This is a genomic window from Bacillus sp. S4, from assembly GCF_040838205.1.
GTDB classification, from domain to species: Bacteria; Bacillota; Bacilli; order Bacillales; family Bacillaceae_G; genus Bacillus_A; species Bacillus_A cereus_U.
The window spans coordinates 1-19,085 of sequence record NZ_JBFPJI010000038.1 but is presented as its reverse complement, the minus strand read 5'-3'; the positions used below and the strand labels follow the sequence as shown (position 1 = coordinate 19,085).

The window sequence follows — 19,085 nt, the reverse complement described above, 5'->3', positions numbered from 1 at the left end:
AATGAGAAGTGATGATACGAATTAATAAAAGAGGTATCGCGATGATACCTCTTTTTAACTCAAGAATGCCAACATATTATTCATAATATGAAATAAAATAGCTGGAATAATGGATTTTGTTTTTTTACATAAAATAGCCATTAATAATCCCATGAAGAAAGTAATTACCATTACTCCAAGTGAGTATGTATGAGCGATACCGAAGAAGAAGCTTGTTATGATGGCTGCAATCCAAAATGGAAAGCGCTCTGAGAAGAAGCGAAGTATAAAGCCACGGAAAATAAGTTCTTCAAAAATTGGTGTGAGTATAGCGAAGCCGAGAAGTAATAATATTTGATACTGCTTAAAAACGTCTAAGTTTAGTGCGGAAGATTGCTGCTTTGTTGCGTCTTGGAACACATAATTTAACAAGATGTAATTGAGTATAATGTTTATAGCGAAGAAAAGAAGTAAGTATACGTATGTACGCCATTCTTTAAGTACTTTAAAGTTAAAAGATTTTAGTAGTAATTTTTTTGCGGGTTCGAATTTAAAAATGAAGAATAACAACACGGCTAGTTGTAATACGATACTTCCAGTATTTGCAATAGATTCATACAGGGCAATTTGTTTTTTATCTGTAAGACCGGCTGTATAAATTGTTAAGGGCATTGCGAGGAACACAGTAATAAGTCCGGTTCCGAAAAAAGCGAATAAAACGGAGCTAATAAATTGTCCCCATGACATAGAGTATTTCTGTTCATTAGAAAGTTGTGTAGCGGGTTGCATTTGTAAAATCACCTCTTTATATTTGTATATTTAATTATAAAGTATTTCGCTTTTGAGTGTAACATTTAAATATTACATACAAAGGTGTATTTTTCGCAAAATAATAAAAGAGGTATCACCCTATAGTGATGCCTCTTTCTCATTGATAACTATGTTCTGCCTTGTCATTCGATTTCTTTTGCTCTATTTGTAATTCACGTTCTACCAATCGGTCTAATTGCTGAATTGCTTTCAATGCTTTTTCATAAGAAATCGTTCTATAATGATGTGCGCCGCCTGGCTCTTCATCGGCTTCATCCGCCCACTTAATAACGTTTTGTAGAGGTGTTCTTTCAAGTGTTTGTTCTACTAGGAAAGAATCAGTGTGCAGAAGAATTGCAACAGAAATTTCTTTTGCTAGTTTCGGATGTTCTCCTAATCTAATAAGCAATTTATGAGATCTTTCTGCCCCTTTAATCGCATGTATATCATTCTTTTTATACAAGTCATAGTCCCATTCGCCGCCTGTGTACCACGTATGATGTCCGATATCATGAAGGAAGCCAGCCTTTGTCGCAGTATCGACTGAGGCGTGATGTTTTTTGGCTAAGTGAAACGCATGGTAAGCGACAGCAATCGCGTGGACCATTCCAGAACGGTTTACATATTTTTGCGTAATGTGATGTTTAAAAATTTGTTCAAGCGTAATACGGTGCATAAAACATTCACTCCTTTTATCCCGATTTAACGGGCAGTAAGACTCCCACCTCAAAATTTGGCGAATGCGAGGAAGTTAGGTAGGAGATCGACTGCCCGTAAAAGCCCGATTGGTTCAACTAATAATCAGTGGGGATGAACAAAACCCCCACTGATTAAAGTTTCACTTTATCTAATGATGTATATGAAGAAAATCGATCGGTTTAAATGTATTTTGAACATTGTACTCCATCAATCAGCGTTAGTAAAGTAGAAATGTTTAGGAGAAGAAAAATTTTATAGACATAAAAGGTCACCTTAGTTTTTTTTCTAAGGTGACCTTTTATTGTTTATTTTTTTAATCCTTGCTCCAGTGTTCCTAACATTTCGTGTTTTTCATTTTCATCAGCATTTTTCCAAATGACTTCGAATAAAACGCCGAGACCTGGAAGCATTTTTTCTTCACCGCTTTGAATTGCATCGACAATCGTTTCTTGTAATTGGTCTTGTGAATTTCCAGATACATTCGCTAATACAGCGCCGCGTAAATTAAAACTCATTATCTTCACCTCTTCTTCAGAATTGAAACTGACGTTAGTTTTTGTTCTTTTTAATGTAAATATGTATGAAAAATAGGCTATAATGATAAGACAAGAAGAGAGGGAAATACATATTATGAAAAACATTGATTCAGTACAAAACCCGCGTGTGAAGCAGTGGAAAAAGCTGCAGACGAAAAAAGAGCGCGATAACAAAGGTTTATTTTTTGTAGAAGGATTCCATTTAGTAGAGGAAGCGTTAAAGGCAGGAGTTGTAACAGAACTTATCGTTTCAGATCAGACAGATCTTCCGAAAGATTGGACAGTTAATGATGTTGAAATGTATATTGTGCCTGAAGCAATTGTAAAAGTACTTCGCGAAACAGAAACAACGCAAGGCGTATTTGCTGTTTGTGAGAAACATGAGAAAGAAGTAGCTCTTACTGATGGGAAATTTCTTTTATTAGACGGCCTTCAAGACCCAGGTAATTTGGGAACGATTATTCGTACAGCTGATGCAGCTGGTATTCATGCCGTTGTGCTTGGAGAAGGGTGCGTTGATGTTTATAATAGTAAAGTACTACGCTCTACACAGGGTTCTATTTTCCATTTACCGGTTGTAAAAGGGAATTTAGAAGAATGGGTAGACAAGTTAAAAGAAAATAACGTCCCTGTATATGGAACGGCTCTTGAAAATGGAGTTCCATTTGGTGAAGTAACCCCGGCTGGAAGTTTTGCATTAATTGTAGGAAATGAAGGAAGTGGCGTACGCCAAGAAATTCTTGCGAAAACGGATCAAAACTTGTATATTCCGATTTACGGAGGGGCAGAATCATTAAATGTTGCGGTTGCAGCAGGGATTTTAACGTATTATTTACAAAGCCCAGTTGCGAACAAATAAAAAACTTCTTATAATAAGTTGAAGTATATGTTCGTAATGAACATACAATAAAAGTTAAATAACGAAAAACGTTGATAGAGAAGAGTAGCTTACAAAATCGCCATATAGGGAGAGAGTGCCGTAGACTGAAAGCATTCTTATGGTAGATGGAAGTGAATTCACCTCTGGAGTTGGCGCCAGGACCATTTATATGTAAAGGCGTTCCGGTCAGAATTGATCGTTATAACTAATGAGTGGGCAGACTTGTTCTGTCAATTTAGGGTGGTACCGCGAATTTACCTCGTCCCTTTTTGGGAGCGAGGTTTTTTTATTTTTAAAATTAGGAGGGTTCCAAATGGAAGCACGTTTAAAAGAGCTAAAGCAAAAAGCGTTAGAGCTTATTGAAGAAGCGAAAGAGCTAAAGGGCTTAAACGACGTACGCGTAGCGTATTTAGGGAAAAAAGGTCCAATTACAGAAGTATTACGCGGCATGGGAAAATTATCAGCAGAAGAGCGTCCACGTATGGGAGCATTAGTAAATGAAGTACGTGAAGCGATTCAAACGCGTCTAGAAGACAAAATTGGCAACTTAGAAAAAGCAGTAATTGAGGCGAAATTAGCTACTGAAACAATTGATGTTACACTGCCAGGTCGTCCTGTTGAAACAGGTTGTCACCATCCGTTAACAGCAGTTGTTGAACAAATTGAAGATGTATTCATCGGTATGGGTTATGAAGTAGCTGAAGGAACAGAAGTAGAAAAAGACTACTACAACTTCGAAGCATTAAACTTACCGAAAGATCATCCAGCGCGTGATATGCAAGATACATTCTACATTACAGAAGAAACGTTACTACGTACACATACATCTTCTGTGCAAGCACGTACGATGGAAAAGAATAAAGAAAAAGGACCGATTAAAATTATTTGTCCTGGTAAAGTGTATCGCCGCGATGACGATGATGCGACGCATTCACACCAATTCATGCAAATTGAAGGTCTTGTAATTGATAAAAACATTCGCATGAGTGACTTAAAAGGTACACTGCAAGTATTCGTGAAAAAGATGTTCGGTGAAGATCGTGAAATCCGTCTTCGTCCAAGTTTCTTCCCATTCACAGAGCCATCTGTAGAGATGGATATTTCTTGTATGATGTGTCACGGTAAAGGTTGTGGCACTTGTAAAGGGACTGGCTGGATCGAAATTTTAGGAGCAGGTATGGTTCACCCGAACGTACTTGAAATGGCTGGTTATGATTCAACAGAATATCAAGGTTTCGCATTCGGTATGGGCGCAGAGCGTATCGCAATGTTGAAATACGGCGTAGATGACATTCGTCATTTCTATACAAATGATGTACGTTTCTTACAACAATTCAAACGAGCGTAAGGGAAGGAGAGGATAAATATGTTCGTATCATATCGTTGGTTACAAGAGTATGTAGATATTAAAGATGTAACAGCACAAGAACTAGCAGACAAAATCACAAAAAGTGGTATTGAAGTAGAAGGTGTTGAAGTATTAAATAAAGGTGTAAAAGGTGTTGTAGTTGGTCACGTATTAGAATGTGAAAAACACCCAGAAGCTGATAAATTAAGCAAATGTTTAATCGATATTGGTGAAGAAGAGCCAGTTCAAATTATTTGTGGAGCTGCTAATATTGCAAAAGGTTTAAAAGTACCAGTTGCAAAAGTTGGCGCTGTACTTCCTGGTAACTTCAAAATTAAAAAAGCAAAACTACGCGGGGAAGCTTCTCACGGTATGGTTTGTGCTCTTCAAGAGCTTGGTATTGATGGAAAATTCGTTGCGAAAGAATATGCAGACGGTATCTTCATCTTCCCAAGTGACGCTGAAGTTGGTGCAGATGCACTTGAAATTTTAAACTTACATGATGAAGTGCTTGAGCTTGGTTTAACACCAAACCGTGCAGATTGCTTAAACATGTTAGGTGTTGCATATGAAGTAGCTGCTATTTACGGCCGTGAAGTAAAACTTCCAGCTATCAACTTACAAGAATCAGCAGAAAAAACAGCTGATTACATTTCTGTAAGTGTAGAAGCGAAAGAAGAAAACCCGTTATACATTGCAAAAATGGTGAAGAACGTAAAGATTGGTCCATCACCAATGTGGATGCAAACTCGCCTTATGGCAGCTGGCATTCGTCCAATTAGTAATGTAGTTGATATTACAAACTACATTTTAATGGAATACGGTCAACCATTACATGCATTCGATTACGATAAATTAGGTTCAAAAGAAATCGTTGTTCGTCTAGCTAAAGAAGACGAAAGGATTCAAACATTAGATGATCAAGAGCGTAAATTACAAAGCCACCACCTTGTTATTACAAACGGTGAAAAAGCTTTAGCTGTTGCTGGTGTAATGGGCGGGGCGGATTCTGAAGTTGATAGTGAGACAGTAAACGTTCTAATTGAGTCTGCATACTTTGCAGGTCAAACAGTGCGCCGTACATCAAAAGACTTAGGTCTTCGTAGCGAATCAAGTGCACGTTTTGAAAAAGGAATCGACCCAACACGTACATTTGAAGCGATTCAACACGCAGCTGCTTTAATGGCAAAATATGCTGGCGGAGAAGCACTTGAAGGTGTAGTAGAAGCTGATAACTTACAAGTGCAAGAACGTACAGTATCTGTTACTGCTGAAAAAGTAAACCGTGTATTAGGTACAGATATTGCTGCGAGTGAAATGGGTACAATGTTCACAAACTTAAAATTCCCATTCACAGAAGTAGAAGGAACATTCCATGTGAATGTACCGGCACGTCGTCCTGACATTACAATTTCAGAAGACTTAGTAGAAGAAGTAGGTCGTCTGTATGGTTATGATCACATTCCAGTTACATTACCATCTGGAACAATGACACGTGGTAAATTAACATCAGCACAAACGAAACGTCGTAAAGTACGCCGCTTCCTAGAAGGTGCTGGTTTATATGAAGCAATCACATATTCATTAACAAGTGCTGACAAAGCGAAACAATACATGGTTGAACCAAACGAAAAAGCTCCTGTAAATCTTGCGCTTCCAATGAGCGAAGAGCGTAGCCAACTTCGTTTAAGCTTAGTACCACAATTGTTAGAAGCAGTTTCATACAATGTTGCACGTAAAAACGATAGCGTTGCTTTATATGAAGTAGGTTCTATCTTCTTACCAACAGAAGCAGGAGAACTTCCGAAAGAAGAACAACATCTTGCAGGTGTTATGACAGGTCTTGCTCTTCACCATGCATGGCAAGGTGAGAAGAAAGTTGTAGACTTCTTCGTTGTTAAAGGTGTATTAGAAGGATTATTCGACGTACTTGGCGTTGCAAACCAAATCACTTATGCACCAGCAAAACGTGAAGGTATGCACCCAGGCCGTACAGCTGACATCGTATTAGATGGTGAAGCAATCGGATTCATCGGTCAATTGCACCCGGAAACAGAAAAACAATTAGATGTGAAAAATACATTCGTATTCGAATTATCTCTTGCAAAAGTATTCGGTGCAGACGCTGAGGAAACTTACTACTTAGCAATTCCACGTTTCCCATCTATGACACGTGATATGGCTGTTGTAGTAACAGCAGAAACAAAAGCTGGTGAAATGAAGCAAGTAATTGCTGAAGCTGGCGGAGAACTTCTAAAAGAAGTAACACTATTCGACTTATACGAAGGTGAAAAAATGGAAGAAGGCAAGAAATCACTTGCATTTTCTATGAACTACTTCGATGCAGAACGTACATTAACAGACGAAGAAGTAACAGAAGCACATAGCCGTGTATTAACAGCGGTAGAAGAGAAGTTTGGTGCGGAGTTACGTAAGTAATAAAAGATTGCCGGATTAATTCCGGCAATTTTTTTTTATGATGCGATTGTCGAAAGTTGTTGGTAAGTCGATATATTATAAAAATCGCTGATATATTTGAAGTTGCGGTCGATATATTGCAAAAATCGCTGATATATTTTCTGGCGTCTTGCATCTTTCCCTCGAATGTAGTACATTAATTTTAGTTTAACAAAACGAAAGACGATGATAAGGAAAAGTAGTATATACTATAATCTAAAGCGAGTCAGGGGCGGTGAGAGCCTGATGAGGCGGTATATGTGAAGAACACCTTGGAGTTGCTAACCGAAATTGAAACTTGTATTCAAGAGTAGACTTAGACGGGAATCCGGCCTGTTACAAACCGGGAAGTATGTATTACATACGAGTTAAAGTTGGTCTTTATGACAAATTGGGTGGTACCGCGAAGTTTAACCTTTCGTCCCTTTATGGATGAAAGGTTTTTTTGTATTTAAATATATGAGTAAAGGAGAATTTTACTATGGAAAACACATTAGTAAAAAGTCTGTATAGAGATACAGATAAATACGCAGATCAAACAGTACAAGTATCGGGTTGGATTCGTAACTTACGTGATTCAAAAGCATTTGGTTTCATCGAATTAAACGACGGTAGCTTCTTCAAAGGTGTTCAAATCGTTTTCGATACAGAATTAGAGAACTTCAAAGAAATTGCAAAGCTTCCACTAAGCTCTTCAGTTAAAGTAGAAGGTAAAGTAATTGCAACACCTGGAGCGAAGCAACCATTTGAAATTAAAGCAGAAAAAATTGATATCGAGGGCTTATCAGATTCTGATTACCCACTTCAAAAGAAGCGTCACACGTTTGAATACTTACGTACAATCGCTCACTTACGTCCAAGAACAAACGCATTCTCTGCAACATTCCGCGTGCGTTCTATCGCAGCATTTGCAATTCACCAATTCTTCCAAGAGCGTGGATTCGTACATGTTCATACACCAATCATCACTGGTAGTGATACAGAAGGTGCAGGCGAAATGTTCCGCGTAACAACGCAAGACTTAAACAACGTACCAAAAGGTGAAGACGGACAAGTTGACGAAGCAAAAGACTTCTTCGGTAAAGAAACAAACTTAACAGTAAGTGGACAACTTAACGCTGAAGCTTATGCATTAGCATTCCGTGATGTGTACACGTTCGGACCTACATTCCGTGCAGAAAACTCAAACACAACTCGCCACGCAGCGGAGTTCTGGATGGTTGAGCCTGAGATTGCATTCGCTGAATTAGGTGATGTAATGGATCTTACAGAAGATATGCTGAAATATGCAATGAAATACGTACTAGAGCATGCACCAGAAGAAATGGACTTCTTCAACAGCTTCGTTGATAAAACAGTTCTAGAGCGCATGAACAACGTGATCAACTCTGACTTCGGTCGCATCACTTATACAGAAGCAATTAAAGTACTTCAAGAATCAGGTGCTGAATTCAAATACCCAGTAGAATGGGGTATTGACTTACAAACAGAGCACGAAAGATACTTATCAGAAGAAATCTTCAAACGCCCTGTATTCGTAACTGACTATCCGAAAGACATTAAAGCATTCTACATGCGTATGAACGAAGATGGTAAAACAGTAGCAGCTACTGACCTTCTAGTTCCTGGCATCGGCGAATTAATCGGCGGTAGCCAACGTGAAGAAAGAATGGACGTTTTAGTAGACAGAATTAAAGAATTAGGTATGAACGAAGAGGACTACTGGTGGTACTTAGAACTTAGAAAATACGGCGGTACAAAACACGCTGGATTCGGTCTAGGTTTCGAGCGCTTCCTAATGTACATCACTGGTATGGCTAACATCCGTGACGTAATTCCATTCCCAAGAACTCCAGGTTCTTCTGAGTTTTAAGATGAAAAAAGCGAGAGCAACTGCTCTCGCTTTTTTTGTTTGGAAAAATGTTGTTCATAGGTTCGTTCATCTCTCACATATAGTAAAACGAATGAAATATTTATGGGCAAGGGAAGGGGTTTTTGTACAATGGGGGAAATTCCAAGTCATACAAAGTGGACATTGCGTGACAAGTATATAGTAATCACTGGTGCAACAAGTGGTATTGGATTAGCGGCAGCTAAGGCATTTGCGGAGCGCGGTGCCAAGCTAGGAATTATTGCACGCAACGAGGCAAAAGCGAATGATGCTATTGCTCAAATTAAGGATGTAACGAATGGGGATGTGATGATAGATCTATTTTTAGCTGATATGGCTTCCCAACAATCTATACGCCGGGTAGCTACTGATATTTTAGAAAGGTGTCCGAGAATAGATATATTAGTGAATAATGCTGGTGCTTTATTTCAAACAAGGCAGCTTACAGAGGACGATTTGGAGATGACTTGGGCGGTTAACCATTTAGGTCCATTCCTAATCACTAATTTGCTGTTGGAGCGTTTAAAAGAAAGTGCTCCTGCTCGTGTTATCACCACCGCATCTCACGGTCACAAAATGACTAAAAAGGGAATTGATTTCGGTGATTTAGATGCAGAACAACTGTATCGTGGTGCTAAGAAATTCATGGGTGGTCCTACAATGCGTTATGCGCAATCAAAACTAGCAAATATTTTATTTACCGCTGAATTGGCAAAGCGGTTGGAGGGGACGGGTGTTAGTGCATACAGCTTCGATCCAGGGCTAGTGGCTACGAATTTCAACCAGGACAATGGTCTAGTTGCTCGCTTAACTATGGCAGCAATGAAACCTTTCTCTCGTACACCCGAGAAAGGTGCTGAAACTCTAGTATGGCTAGCAGAATCAACTGAATTTACTAATCATAGTGGTTATTACTATGCCGATAAGCAAATAGGAAAAATGTCTGAAGCTGCCTTGGATAAGGATGCCGCAAAACGTCTATGGGACATTAGTGAAAAACAGACAGGAGGATAAAAGAGTAGCCAGTATATGTTCAGATGGTTATGCTGAATAGTTTTTTACTCTTAAGTGAAAAGTAATCTTGGGGGTGATTGTAATGAGTAAGAAAGTGAAAACAGACCATTCTAGATCAAGCTTAGGTTCTCCGGAAGTGGAAGGACAAGGAACGACTACGCATGAAACGGGTTCTTATAAAGTACCTTCATCAAATAAGAAGCAGAAACGAAGTTAAACATAAAAAGGGAGTCATGGAGACTCTCTTTTTTAGGTGAATAGTAAATGAATATATATCAGATTAAATTTAAATATATAGATATAAATAAGAAGTGCGGCAAAAATAGGAACGTGTGAGATCCTATTTATCCATTTTTCATTCATAAAAGGCGAAAAGAATTCAATTCTTTTCGCCTTGTTTAGTTCATCCATATCCTGTCGATACTAAAAAGTAGTTATTTTTTCAGTAACCGAAACGCCTTCTCTGTATTAGCAAAATGCACTTTCACAAACTCAGGTAGTCTTTCTTTACCGACTTTTTGAATTAATTTAGCAGCGGCAATATCAACTTGTTTACCAGCACCTTTCGGAAGTTGCATACCAGCTTTTTTGCTTAGTTCGTCAAATTGTTTTACGAATGAGTAACGAGCTAAAATAGAAGCGGCGGCTACTGCTAAATGGACACTTTCACCTTTTGTAGCGAAATAAACATTTTCACGCTGTACCTGTTTTTGTTTCGCTAAATATTTATAGTATGTATCAGGCTGTGTAAATTGGTCGATTAAGATACCCTCAGGTGTTGTAGGTGCAATTTTAGCCAATAAGTTTGTGATGGCTTTGTTATGCAGTAAAGCCTTCAGTTTACCTTGGTTGTTTCCTTTATCAAATAGCTCGTTATATTTTTCATTATGAAGAACGAGGGAGCTGTAAGGAACAACGTGAAGGAGTTGTTTTGCAATCTCAGCAATTTGAGCATCATTTAAGTTTTTGGAGTCTTTTACACCGAGTTCTTTTAAAAGTGGAATTTGCTTCGCATCCACATATACAGCAACTACTGTCATCGGTCCGAAATAATCACCAGTACCTACTTCGTCTGATCCTAGAATAGACATTGTGCCGATGGAAGCGGGCGGCGCATAACGATGTGAATTGACCGATTTTTTTACAGCTGATTTTGGTGTTTGAGAGACGGTTTGCCAACGAGAAGCTTCTGCTTCAGCACGTCCACCTTGAAACATCACTTTCCCTGATTTATAAGCTGTAATTGTGCAAGATGGAACCTTTGCCATAAAGATACCGCCTTGCGGAATTTTGGGGCTAAGTGCTTGTTTGTATTGTTGTTTCATGTCTTCAATTACTGTAGAACTTGTTTGTATTACGATAGAATTTGACAAAATGGTCGCTCCTTTTTTATGTTGTTATTTTTATCATATCGGATTGTTCTTTCTGTTTCCATATTATGATGGTTCATGGTATGATAAACTTTAGGATTCTGTACGTGATTGGAGGCCGGTGAGTTGTCACAACAAAAGGGAAATAAAAGTCGAATTAATGTAGAAATATATGGTCAACAATATTCAGTTGTTGGCGATGAAAGTACAAGTCATATCCGCATGGTAGCAGCGATTGTGGATGATAAAATGCGCGAACTCAATGCCAAGAATCCTTCGCTTGATACGAGTAGACTAGCGGTATTGACGGCGGTAAACGTCATACACGATTACATAAAATTAAAAGAAGAACATGAGAAATTGAAAGAAAGTATGACACAAAAAGGAATTGAATAAACATGATTGATATTATTATCATTTTATTGCTTGTTATGGGATTCTTCCTCGGTTTACGCAGAGGATTTATTTTGCAACTTGTAAAGTTAACAAGCTTTATTATCGCATACCTCGTTGCATACTGGTATTGTAAAGATTTAGCGCCAGCACTTGCGAAAATTATTCCGTATCCATTTGATAAGAATGTTTCTGTTCCAGAATGGATAGATGCGAATAATATTGAGGGTGTCTTCTATCAAGCAATTGCGTTTATCGTATTATTTATTATTACAAAAATCGCACTTTCACTACTTGGTAATTTACTGAATATGTTTGCAGAAATCCCAGTTTTAAAGCAAGTCAATGCGGTTGCTGGGGCACTTCTTGGCTTTTTAGAAGTGTATATCATTCTGTTTGTCTTAATTATTGTTGGATCAATTCTTCCAATTGAACAAATACAAACACCATTACAAAAATCATCAATTAGCAAAATAATTGTAGACGATACACCGATTCTTTCTGAAAAGGTGAAGGAACTATGGCAGACAGGTAGCAGAGTGTAACTTCTCTTTTTTCGGAAAGAGAAGTTTTTTTCTATGAAAGAAAGGCGGGGCAATGATGAAAGTGAATAAAAAACAAGTTATCAAATTACTAGAGACAATCGGCCTGTTTATGGAACTAAAGGGCGCAAATCCATTTAAAATATCTGCATTCCGTAAAGCGGCGGCAGCGCTAGAAAGTGATGACCGTAGTCTTTCTGAAATTGAAGATTTCACAAAGATTCCAGGTATCGGAAAAGGAACGGCAGCAGTTATTCAAGAATATATAGAATCGGGAACATCTGAAGTACTACAAGAACTTGAAAAAGAAGTGCCAAGCAGTTTATTACCACTATTAAAACTACCAGGCCTTGGTGGTAAGAAGGTGGCCAAGTTATACAAAGAACTTGGTGTTGTTGATATGGAAACGTTAAAAGCTGTTTGTGAAGAAAATAAAGTACAAGCTTTAGCTGGATTTGGTAAGAAAACAGAAGAGAAAATATTAGAAGCAATTGATCAAGTAGGCTCTCGTCCAGAGCGTTTACCAATTGCGATGGTATTGCCTATTGCCGGGGAAATAGAGGAGAAATTGTCGAATGTTGCTGAAATAATCCGTTTCTCACGTGCTGGTAGTTTACGCCGTGTTCGTGAGACAGTGAAGGACTTAGATTTCATCATTGCAACGACAGAGCCAGCAGTAGTACGTGAACATTTACTACAATTTGATAATATGATTGAAGTGATTGCAAGTGGAGATACGAAAGTATCTGTTCGTCTTCAATATGAATATGATATTTCAATTGACTTCCGCTTAGTAAAACCAGAAGAATTTATTACAACTCTTCACCATTTCACAGGATCAAAAGACCATAACGTAAAAATGCGCCAAATTGCGAAAGATAGAGGCGAGAAAATTAGTGAGTACGGTGTAGAAAACTTAGAAACAGGTGAAGTGAAAACATTTGAAACGGAAGAGGATTTCTTCGCTCATTTCGGTCTTCCATTCATCCCACCAGAAGTGCGTGAAGATGGAAAAGAAATTGAATTAATTAAAGAGTATCCGAACTTAATTCAGTTCTCTGATATACAGGGTGATTTACATATGCATACAACGTGGAGTGACGGTGCTTTTTCAATTGAGGAAATGGTACAAGCATGTCGTGCTCGTGGGTATAAATTTATGGCAATTACTGATCACTCGCAATACTTGAAAGTAGCGAACGGTTTAACGAAAGAGCGTCTTCGTGAACAAGCGAAAGAAATTGAACGTATGAATGAAAAGTATCCAGACATTACAATTTTGCGCGGAATCGAAATGGACATTTTACCAGATGCGACACTTGATTTTGATGATGAAGTATTAGCAGAACTAGATTATGTCATTGGAGCCATTCACTCTAGCTTCTCACAAGACCGTGAAACGATTATGAAACGTCTTCGCACTGCACTTGAGAATAAACATGTGACAATGATTGCCCATCCGACAGGACGTCTTCTTGGGCGCCGTGAGGGTTACGATGTAGATACAGATTTATTAATCCAGCTCGCAAAAGAAACAAATACAGTTTTAGAATTAAATGCAAATCCAAACCGTCTAGATTTAAGTGCGAAATTATTAAAACAAGCACAAGATGCTGGTGTAAAAGTAGCGATTAATACGGATGCTCATACACTTGAAATGTTAGAAGATATGGAAACAGGTGTAGCGGCAGCACGTAAAGGTTGGATTCAAAAAGATAACGTGATTAACACATGGGATATTGAACGTTTATTAGACTATATTAAACGTAATAAGTAACACAAGGGGGACCTGCAACATGTTAGAAAGAACGTTGCGTGTATTAGAATACAATAAAGTAAAAGAACAATTACTTGAACATACAGCATCTTCACTTGGTCGTGATAAAGTGAAGAATTTAGTGCCAAGCACAGATTTTGAAGAAATTGTGGAACTGCAAGAAACAACGGATGAGGCAGCGAAAGTTATCCGTTTAAAAGGACATGTACCACTTGGAGGGATTTCTGATATTCGCTCAAATGTTAAGCGTGCGAAAATTGGAAGTATGTTAAGTCCGCATGAGTTAATCGAAATCGCAAGTACGATGTATGGTAGCCGCCAGATGAAACGATTTATTGAAGACATGGCTGAGAATGGCGTAGAGCTTCCAATTCTAGAAGGACATGTCGCGCAAATTGTATCTTTATATGATTTAGAAAAGAAAATTACAAACTGTATCGGTGACGGCGGTGAAGTAGTCGATAGCGCAAGTGACAAATTGCGTGGTATTCGTAACCAAATTCGTACTGCGGAAAGCCGTATTCGTGAGAAATTAGAAAACATGACGCGTTCTTCAAACGCACAAAAAATGTTATCAGACGCAATTGTAACGATTCGTAACGAACGTTACGTAATCCCAGTAAAACAAGAATACCGCGGCGTATATGGTGGTATTGTTCACGATCAATCTGCTTCTGGACAAACGTTATTTATCGAACCGCAAGTAATCGTGGAATTAAATAATGCGCTTCAAGAAGCACGTGTGAAAGAAAAACAAGAAGTAGAACGCATTTTAATGATGCTAACAGAAGAAGTAGCAGTGGAAGCTGATATCATTTTATCAAACGTAGAAGTAGTTGCAAATCTTGATTTTATTTTTGCGAAAGCTCTTTATGCGAAGCGAATTAAAGCGACGAAGCCAATCGTAAATAATGAACGCTACATGGATTTAAAACAAGCACGCCATCCGCTTATTGATCCGGAAATTATCGTGCCAAATAACATTATGCTTGGTAAAGACTTTACAACAATCGTTATTACAGGACCGAATACAGGTGGTAAAACAGTTACACTGAAAACAGTCGGTATTTGTGTCTTAATGGCGCAATCTGGTCTTCATATTCCGGTAATGGATGAATCAGAGATATGTGTATTTAAAAACATCTTTGCTGATATCGGTGATGAGCAATCGATTGAACAAAATTTAAGTACATTCTCTTCTCATATGGTAAACATTGTAGATATTTTAGAAAAAGCTGATTTTGAAAGTTTAGTCCTATTTGATGAATTAGGTGCTGGGACAGATCCGCAAGAAGGGGCTGCACTAGCGATTTCTATTTTAGATGAAGTATGTAACCGTGGTGCTCGCGTTGTTGCAACGACGCATTACCCAGAATTAAAAGCATATGGATACAATCGTGAGCAAGTTATTAATGCGAGCGTTGAGTTCGATGTGAATACATTAAGCCCAACGTACAAATTATTAATCGGTGTACCAGGACGTAGTAACGCCTTTGAAATTTCGAAGCGTCTTGGTTTGTCTGATCGCGTTATTGATCGCGCTCGTAATCATATTAGTACAGATACGAATAAAATCGAAAATATGATTGCAAAGCTAGAAGAAAGCCAAAAAAATGCAGAGCGCGAACGAAAAGAAGCGGAAGAACATCGTAAGCAATCTGAAAAACTTCATCGTGAATTACAGCGTCAAATTATTGAATTTAACGATGAGCGCGATGGAAAATTATTAAAAGCGCAAAAAGAAGGGGAAGAAAAAGTCGAAGCTGCGAAGAAAGAAGCAGAAGGCATTATTCATGAACTTCGTCAATTGCGTAAAGCGCAGCTTGTAAATGTGAAAGACCATGAGCTTATTGAAGCGAAGAGCCGTCTAGAAGGGGCAGCGCCAGAGCTTGTGAAGAAACAAAAAGTAAATGTGAAAAATACAGCGCCGAAACAACAATTACGACCAGGTGATGAAGTAAAAGTGTTAACGTTCGGTCAAAAAGGTCAATTGCTTGAAAAAGTAAGTGATACAGAGTGGAGCGTACAAATTGGTATTCTGAAGATGAAAGTGAAAGAATCCAATATGGAATACATTAATACACCGAAGCAAACTGAGAAAAAAGCAGTCGCAAGTGTGAAGGGTAGAGATTATCACGTGTCGTTAGAGCTAGACCTTCGCGGTGAACGTTATGAAGATGCAATGATGCGCGTTGAAAAATATTTAGACGATGCACAGCTTGCAAGCTATCCTCGTGTGTCAATTATTCACGGTAAAGGAACAGGAGCGCTTCGCCAAGGTGTACAAGATTACTTGAAGAAACATCGCGGCGTGAAAAACTACCGCTACGGTGACATGGGCGAGGGAGGCCTAGGCGTAACAGTTGTCGAATTAAAATAGCAAACAACCAAACAAAAGGGGAAACCATTATATGTTTATGGACAAACTTGCAAAAGTATTGTTAGCTTGTTGCGGAATATTTTTGGTGATTGGGGTAATTTATTTAGTTGTTTTTGCGAAGTAAAGGAGCGTCAATCTTGGCATAATGATATTGCCATGGATTGACGCTTTTAATCTATAAGAAAAGGAATAAAACATGAAAATCAACCAATACATAAGCGAAGTAAAATCCTGCTCAAGACGCGAAACAGACCGTCTTATTAAAGCAGGACGTATCGCGATTAACGGTGAAATTTGCACGCACGGTACAATCGTGAGCGATGGTGATGTTGTAACGATTGATGGACAGGTTATTGCAAAAGAAGAGAAGGAAAAGGTGTATATCGCCTTTCATAAACCAGTTGGAATTACTTGTACAGCAGCTGATCATATTGAAGATAATATTATTGATTATATCAATTACCCAGAGCGAATCTTTCCTGTTGGACGGTTAGATAAAGCGTCGGAAGGACTCATTTTATTAACGAATGACGGCACGATTGCCAATCGAATTCTACACGGTGATTATGAGCATGAGAAAGAATATGTTGTTACGGTTGATAAGCCTTTTACAGATTGGTTTATTGATATGATGTCCAGTGGTGTAAAGATTAAAGATGGAATAACAAAGCCATGTAAAGTGATAAGAGTCGATCAATCAACATTTCGCATCGTTTTAACCCAAGGAATGAACAGGCAAATTCGCAGAATGAGCCGTGCTTTCGGGTTTACTGTAACAAAGCTAAAGCGAGTACGCATTATGAATATAGAGCTGAATGGACTAGAATCTGGAAAATGGCGAAACATTACAGCTGACGAATTAGAAATATTAATAGGGCAGTTATAGGGAGAAAAGTTTTCTCCCTATATTTTTTTGTCAGAAAAAATAAAACTATTGATTTTTTAAAAAATAGCCCATATAATAAAAAACAACAAGTTTCGACAAGATATTTTATAAAAGTAATGATGAGGACATGAGTTGTTTTTGACGATTCTCAGAGAGGGAAGCCTTAGGCTGTGAGCTTCCTAATACGGAAAGACAAACTTACCACCTCTAAACTTCAAGAGTGAACTGCATGATGCATTGTAATTCTTGGCGGATAAAACCGTTATCAATTTACACGAGCTATAAAATGAGCTTATTTCGTTATAAATTCATTTTATTAGAATAAGGGTGGAACCACGATTTCAACACTCGTCCCTTTGTTAGGGACGGGTGTTTTTTGCGTTCTTTTATAGGGAAGTATGCTTGAAAGAGGATATGTGACGGACTTTGATTCAGAATATTTTGTTAATCAGATAATTATTTAGGAGGTTAGTAGAAATGAAATCATCTTTAAAGTTTTCTGAGATGTTTGCAATAAGTTTAATGTTATTTGCACTATTTTTCGGTGCAGGTAATATGATTTTCCCACCAGCGTTAGGACAAGGTGCTGGAACAGATGTATGGATCGCGTTATTTGGCTTTATCGTAACAGGTGTAGGACTGCCTTTATTAGGGGTTATTGTTATAGCTCTAAAGGGAGATATTAATGAATTAGCAGGACGTGTACATCCTATATTCGCACTTGTTTTTATCACTGCAATTTACTTATGTTTAGGCGTATTCGTAAGTGTTCCACGTACAGGAACAGTTGCTTACGAAATGAGTGTTGCACCGTTTTTACCAAGTGAAATAGCTGGTCAATCATATCCACTTGTTATCTTTACACTTATTTACTTTGCAGTAACTTTCTATTTAGCTTTAAACCCATCGAAATTAGTGGGACGCATCGGTAAAGTGTTAACTCCAATTTTGTTAGCTGTTATTGCAATTATTGTAGGTAAAGCAATTATTACGCCAATGGGAGAGTTTGGTGCACCGACAGAAGCGTATAGTGCTCCTCTTTTTAAAGGTTTTATCGACGGATATTTAACTTTAGATGGACTTGCAGCACTCGTTTTCGGAAATGTTGTCATTAGTGCTTTAAAAGCAAAAGGTATTACAAATAAGAACAGTATTGCGAAAGTAACAATCTTTGCAGGATTTATTGCAGCACTTGGTTTACTTCTTGTTTATTTGGCGCTTGCTTACCTTGGAGCTTCTAGTGTTTCACTTGGAATGGGAGCAAACGGAGGGATCATTTTAACAAACGTCGTAAATCATTTATTTGGTAATTACGGAATGTTATTACTAGGCATCGCAATTACAGCAGCATGTTTAACAACTTCTGTTGGTATTGTTGCAGCTTGTGGAGAATATTTCTCTTCGTTATTACCGAAGCTTTCTTATCAAAAAGTTGTTTTCATTTTTTGTGTATTAGCATTTATGGTAGCGAATCTTGGTTTAACTCAGTTAAATGCATTAGCATTGCCAATTTTAATTGCAATTTATCCAATTGGTATCGTATTGATCGTATTATCACTCGTTGAAAACTACGTTCGTCTTCCATTAGCGATGTATGTAGGTGGTATTGTAGGATCATTTGCGATTAGCTTCTTTGATGGATTACACAATGCAGATCTTCAAATTGCAGAACTAACACCTATTTTAGATAAAATCCCATTATATAGCGTAGGGATTGGTTGGCTAGTTCCAGGTATGATCGGTATAGGAATTGGTTATATAGTTTCTAAGTTTCAAAAGCAAGAAATTGCTGTAGAAAAATAGAGAAAAGAGGCTTTCTATGAAAGGAAGCCTCTTTTTTTGTAGAAAAAGCCGTATATAAAAAAATTTAGATATTAAAAAAATTATACGTAATATAGTTGACAATAAAATTAGCATTAGGCTAAGATTGACTTAGTTGTGGAAATATTGGAAGGGAAGTGAGGGGAGCAGGGGAAGAGGTTTTCTATGACTATATCATTTTTGGAAGAAGAGGTGATAGAACAATAGAATTAGGTAGTTTATTTTTTTTGTGGTCTGTTGAGAATGATAATCAGTAAAGAGATTGAATTATTTTAGAGTGCTTTTTATAGGGAATATAGAGG

The 19,085-nt window shown here is 37.9% G+C and carries 16 protein-coding genes and 3 other annotated features; of the genes, 12 read left to right on the top strand and 4 right to left on the bottom strand.

Going from position 1 to position 19,085, the window contains the following annotated elements:
- Positions 1-54: 54 nt before the first annotated feature.
- From AB3X48_RS07310 to sspI, 3 genes are all read right to left on the bottom strand, one after another.
- Positions 55-768 carry a CPBP family intramembrane glutamic endopeptidase gene (locus AB3X48_RS07310; protein ID WP_016106314.1) on the bottom strand — a complete coding sequence of 238 codons (714 nt, stop codon included), beginning with the start codon at positions 766-768 and terminating at the stop codon, positions 55-57.
- A 139-nt stretch (positions 769-907) separates the two neighbouring features.
- Positions 908-1,465, bottom strand: a complete 558-nt coding sequence (locus AB3X48_RS07305; RefSeq protein ID WP_016106313.1) for an HD domain-containing protein — start codon at positions 1,463-1,465, stop codon at positions 908-910.
- A 328-nt stretch (positions 1,466-1,793) separates the two neighbouring features.
- A complete protein-coding gene (gene sspI / locus AB3X48_RS07300; protein ID WP_000009511.1) occupies positions 1,794-2,003 on the bottom strand; it encodes a small acid-soluble spore protein SspI in 210 nt (69 codons plus the stop codon).
- An 82-nt stretch (positions 2,004-2,085) separates the two neighbouring features.
- On the opposite strand from sspI, the gene AB3X48_RS07295 reads away from it, so the two are divergent.
- From AB3X48_RS07295 to AB3X48_RS07270, 6 genes are all read left to right on the top strand, one after another.
- Entirely contained in the window at positions 2,086-2,883 is a 798-nt protein-coding gene (locus tag AB3X48_RS07295) for a TrmH family RNA methyltransferase (RefSeq protein ID WP_002160277.1), read from the top strand.
- A 62-nt stretch (positions 2,884-2,945) separates the two neighbouring features.
- Positions 2,946-3,174 (top strand) — a binding site (T-box leader).
- Positions 3,175-3,217: 43 nt separating this feature from the next.
- The gene (gene pheS / locus AB3X48_RS07290) at positions 3,218-4,252 is read left to right on the top strand and encodes a phenylalanine--tRNA ligase subunit alpha (protein ID WP_016106312.1); all 1,035 of its coding nucleotides are present in this window, start codon (positions 3,218-3,220) and stop codon (positions 4,250-4,252) included.
- Positions 4,253-4,270: 18 nt separating this feature from the next.
- A complete protein-coding gene (gene pheT, locus AB3X48_RS07285; protein WP_016106311.1) occupies positions 4,271-6,691 on the top strand; it encodes a phenylalanine--tRNA ligase subunit beta in 2,421 nt (806 codons plus the stop codon).
- A gap of 195 nt (positions 6,692-6,886) precedes the next feature.
- Positions 6,887-7,138, top strand: a binding site (T-box leader).
- A gap of 52 nt (positions 7,139-7,190) precedes the next feature.
- Positions 7,191-8,582: an asparagine--tRNA ligase gene (gene asnS / locus AB3X48_RS07280; RefSeq protein ID WP_016106310.1), complete on the top strand. Its 1,392-nt coding sequence runs from the start codon at positions 7,191-7,193 to the stop codon at positions 8,580-8,582.
- A 129-nt stretch (positions 8,583-8,711) separates the two neighbouring features.
- Positions 8,712-9,614: an SDR family oxidoreductase gene (locus AB3X48_RS07275; RefSeq protein WP_016106309.1), complete on the top strand. Its 903-nt coding sequence runs from the start codon at positions 8,712-8,714 to the stop codon at positions 9,612-9,614.
- 82 nt (positions 9,615-9,696) lie between these two features.
- Positions 9,697-9,831 carry a YuzL family protein gene (locus AB3X48_RS07270; protein ID WP_002112167.1) on the top strand — a complete coding sequence of 45 codons (135 nt, stop codon included), beginning with the start codon at positions 9,697-9,699 and terminating at the stop codon, positions 9,829-9,831.
- Positions 9,832-10,048: 217 nt separating this feature from the next.
- Here AB3X48_RS07270 and rnhC read toward each other — a convergent pair whose 3' ends face one another.
- Positions 10,049-10,987, bottom strand: a complete 939-nt coding sequence (rnhC, locus tag AB3X48_RS07265; RefSeq protein WP_016106308.1) for a ribonuclease HIII — start codon at positions 10,985-10,987, stop codon at positions 10,049-10,051.
- 123 nt (positions 10,988-11,110) lie between these two features.
- Here rnhC and zapA point away from each other — a divergent pair, with 123 nt between their 5' ends.
- The 6 genes from zapA to brnQ6 all read left to right on the top strand — a co-directional run bounded on the left by zapA (position 11,111) and on the right by brnQ6 (position 18,765).
- Positions 11,111-11,380 carry a cell division protein ZapA gene (zapA, locus tag AB3X48_RS07260; RefSeq protein ID WP_002112165.1) on the top strand — a complete coding sequence of 90 codons (270 nt, stop codon included), beginning with the start codon at positions 11,111-11,113 and terminating at the stop codon, positions 11,378-11,380.
- A gap of 2 nt (positions 11,381-11,382) precedes the next feature.
- A complete protein-coding gene (locus AB3X48_RS07255; protein WP_002015450.1) occupies positions 11,383-11,922 on the top strand; it encodes a CvpA family protein in 540 nt (179 codons plus the stop codon).
- A gap of 55 nt (positions 11,923-11,977) precedes the next feature.
- Entirely contained in the window at positions 11,978-13,696 is a 1,719-nt protein-coding gene (polX, locus tag AB3X48_RS07250) for a DNA polymerase/3'-5' exonuclease PolX (protein ID WP_070129045.1), read from the top strand.
- Positions 13,697-13,715: 19 nt separating this feature from the next.
- On the top strand, positions 13,716-16,076 hold the full coding sequence (locus AB3X48_RS07245) for an endonuclease MutS2 (RefSeq protein WP_016106306.1): 2,361 nt from the start codon (positions 13,716-13,718) through the stop codon (positions 16,074-16,076).
- A gap of 196 nt (positions 16,077-16,272) precedes the next feature.
- On the top strand, positions 16,273-16,962 hold the full coding sequence (locus tag AB3X48_RS07240; RefSeq protein WP_016106305.1) for a 23S rRNA pseudouridine(2604) synthase RluF: 690 nt from the start codon (positions 16,273-16,275) through the stop codon (positions 16,960-16,962).
- A gap of 107 nt (positions 16,963-17,069) precedes the next feature.
- Positions 17,070-17,321 (top strand) — a binding site (T-box leader).
- Between the two features lie 118 nt (positions 17,322-17,439).
- Entirely contained in the window at positions 17,440-18,765 is a 1,326-nt protein-coding gene (gene brnQ6, locus AB3X48_RS07235; RefSeq protein ID WP_016106304.1) for a branched-chain amino acid transport system II carrier protein BrnQ6, read from the top strand.
- Positions 18,766-19,085 lie beyond the last annotated feature (320 nt).

Bases quoted from the DNA above. Each gene is read 5' to 3' on its own strand.
- AB3X48_RS07310 (WP_016106314.1), bottom strand. From the start codon at position 768: ATGCAACCCGCTACACAACTTTCTAATGAACAGAAATACTCTATGTCA.
- AB3X48_RS07305 (WP_016106313.1), bottom strand. From the start codon at position 1,465: ATGCACCGTATTACGCTTGAACAAATTTTTAAACATCACATTACGCAA.
- sspI (WP_000009511.1), bottom strand. From the start codon at position 2,003: ATGAGTTTTAATTTACGCGGCGCTGTATTAGCGAATGTATCTGGAAAT.
- AB3X48_RS07295 (WP_002160277.1), top strand. From the start codon at position 2,086: ATGATAAGACAAGAAGAGAGGGAAATACATATTATGAAAAACATTGAT.
- pheS (WP_016106312.1), top strand. From the start codon at position 3,218: ATGGAAGCACGTTTAAAAGAGCTAAAGCAAAAAGCGTTAGAGCTTATT.
- pheT (WP_016106311.1), top strand. From the start codon at position 4,271: ATGTTCGTATCATATCGTTGGTTACAAGAGTATGTAGATATTAAAGAT.
- asnS (WP_016106310.1), top strand. From the start codon at position 7,191: ATGGAAAACACATTAGTAAAAAGTCTGTATAGAGATACAGATAAATAC.
- AB3X48_RS07275 (WP_016106309.1), top strand. From the start codon at position 8,712: ATGGGGGAAATTCCAAGTCATACAAAGTGGACATTGCGTGACAAGTAT.
- AB3X48_RS07270 (WP_002112167.1), top strand. From the start codon at position 9,697: ATGAGTAAGAAAGTGAAAACAGACCATTCTAGATCAAGCTTAGGTTCT.
- AB3X48_RS07255 (WP_002015450.1), top strand. From the start codon at position 11,383: ATGATTGATATTATTATCATTTTATTGCTTGTTATGGGATTCTTCCTC.
- polX (WP_070129045.1), top strand. From the start codon at position 11,978: ATGAAAGTGAATAAAAAACAAGTTATCAAATTACTAGAGACAATCGGC.
- AB3X48_RS07245 (WP_016106306.1), top strand. From the start codon at position 13,716: ATGTTAGAAAGAACGTTGCGTGTATTAGAATACAATAAAGTAAAAGAA.
- AB3X48_RS07240 (WP_016106305.1), top strand. From the start codon at position 16,273: ATGAAAATCAACCAATACATAAGCGAAGTAAAATCCTGCTCAAGACGC.
- brnQ6 (WP_016106304.1), top strand. From the start codon at position 17,440: ATGAAATCATCTTTAAAGTTTTCTGAGATGTTTGCAATAAGTTTAATG.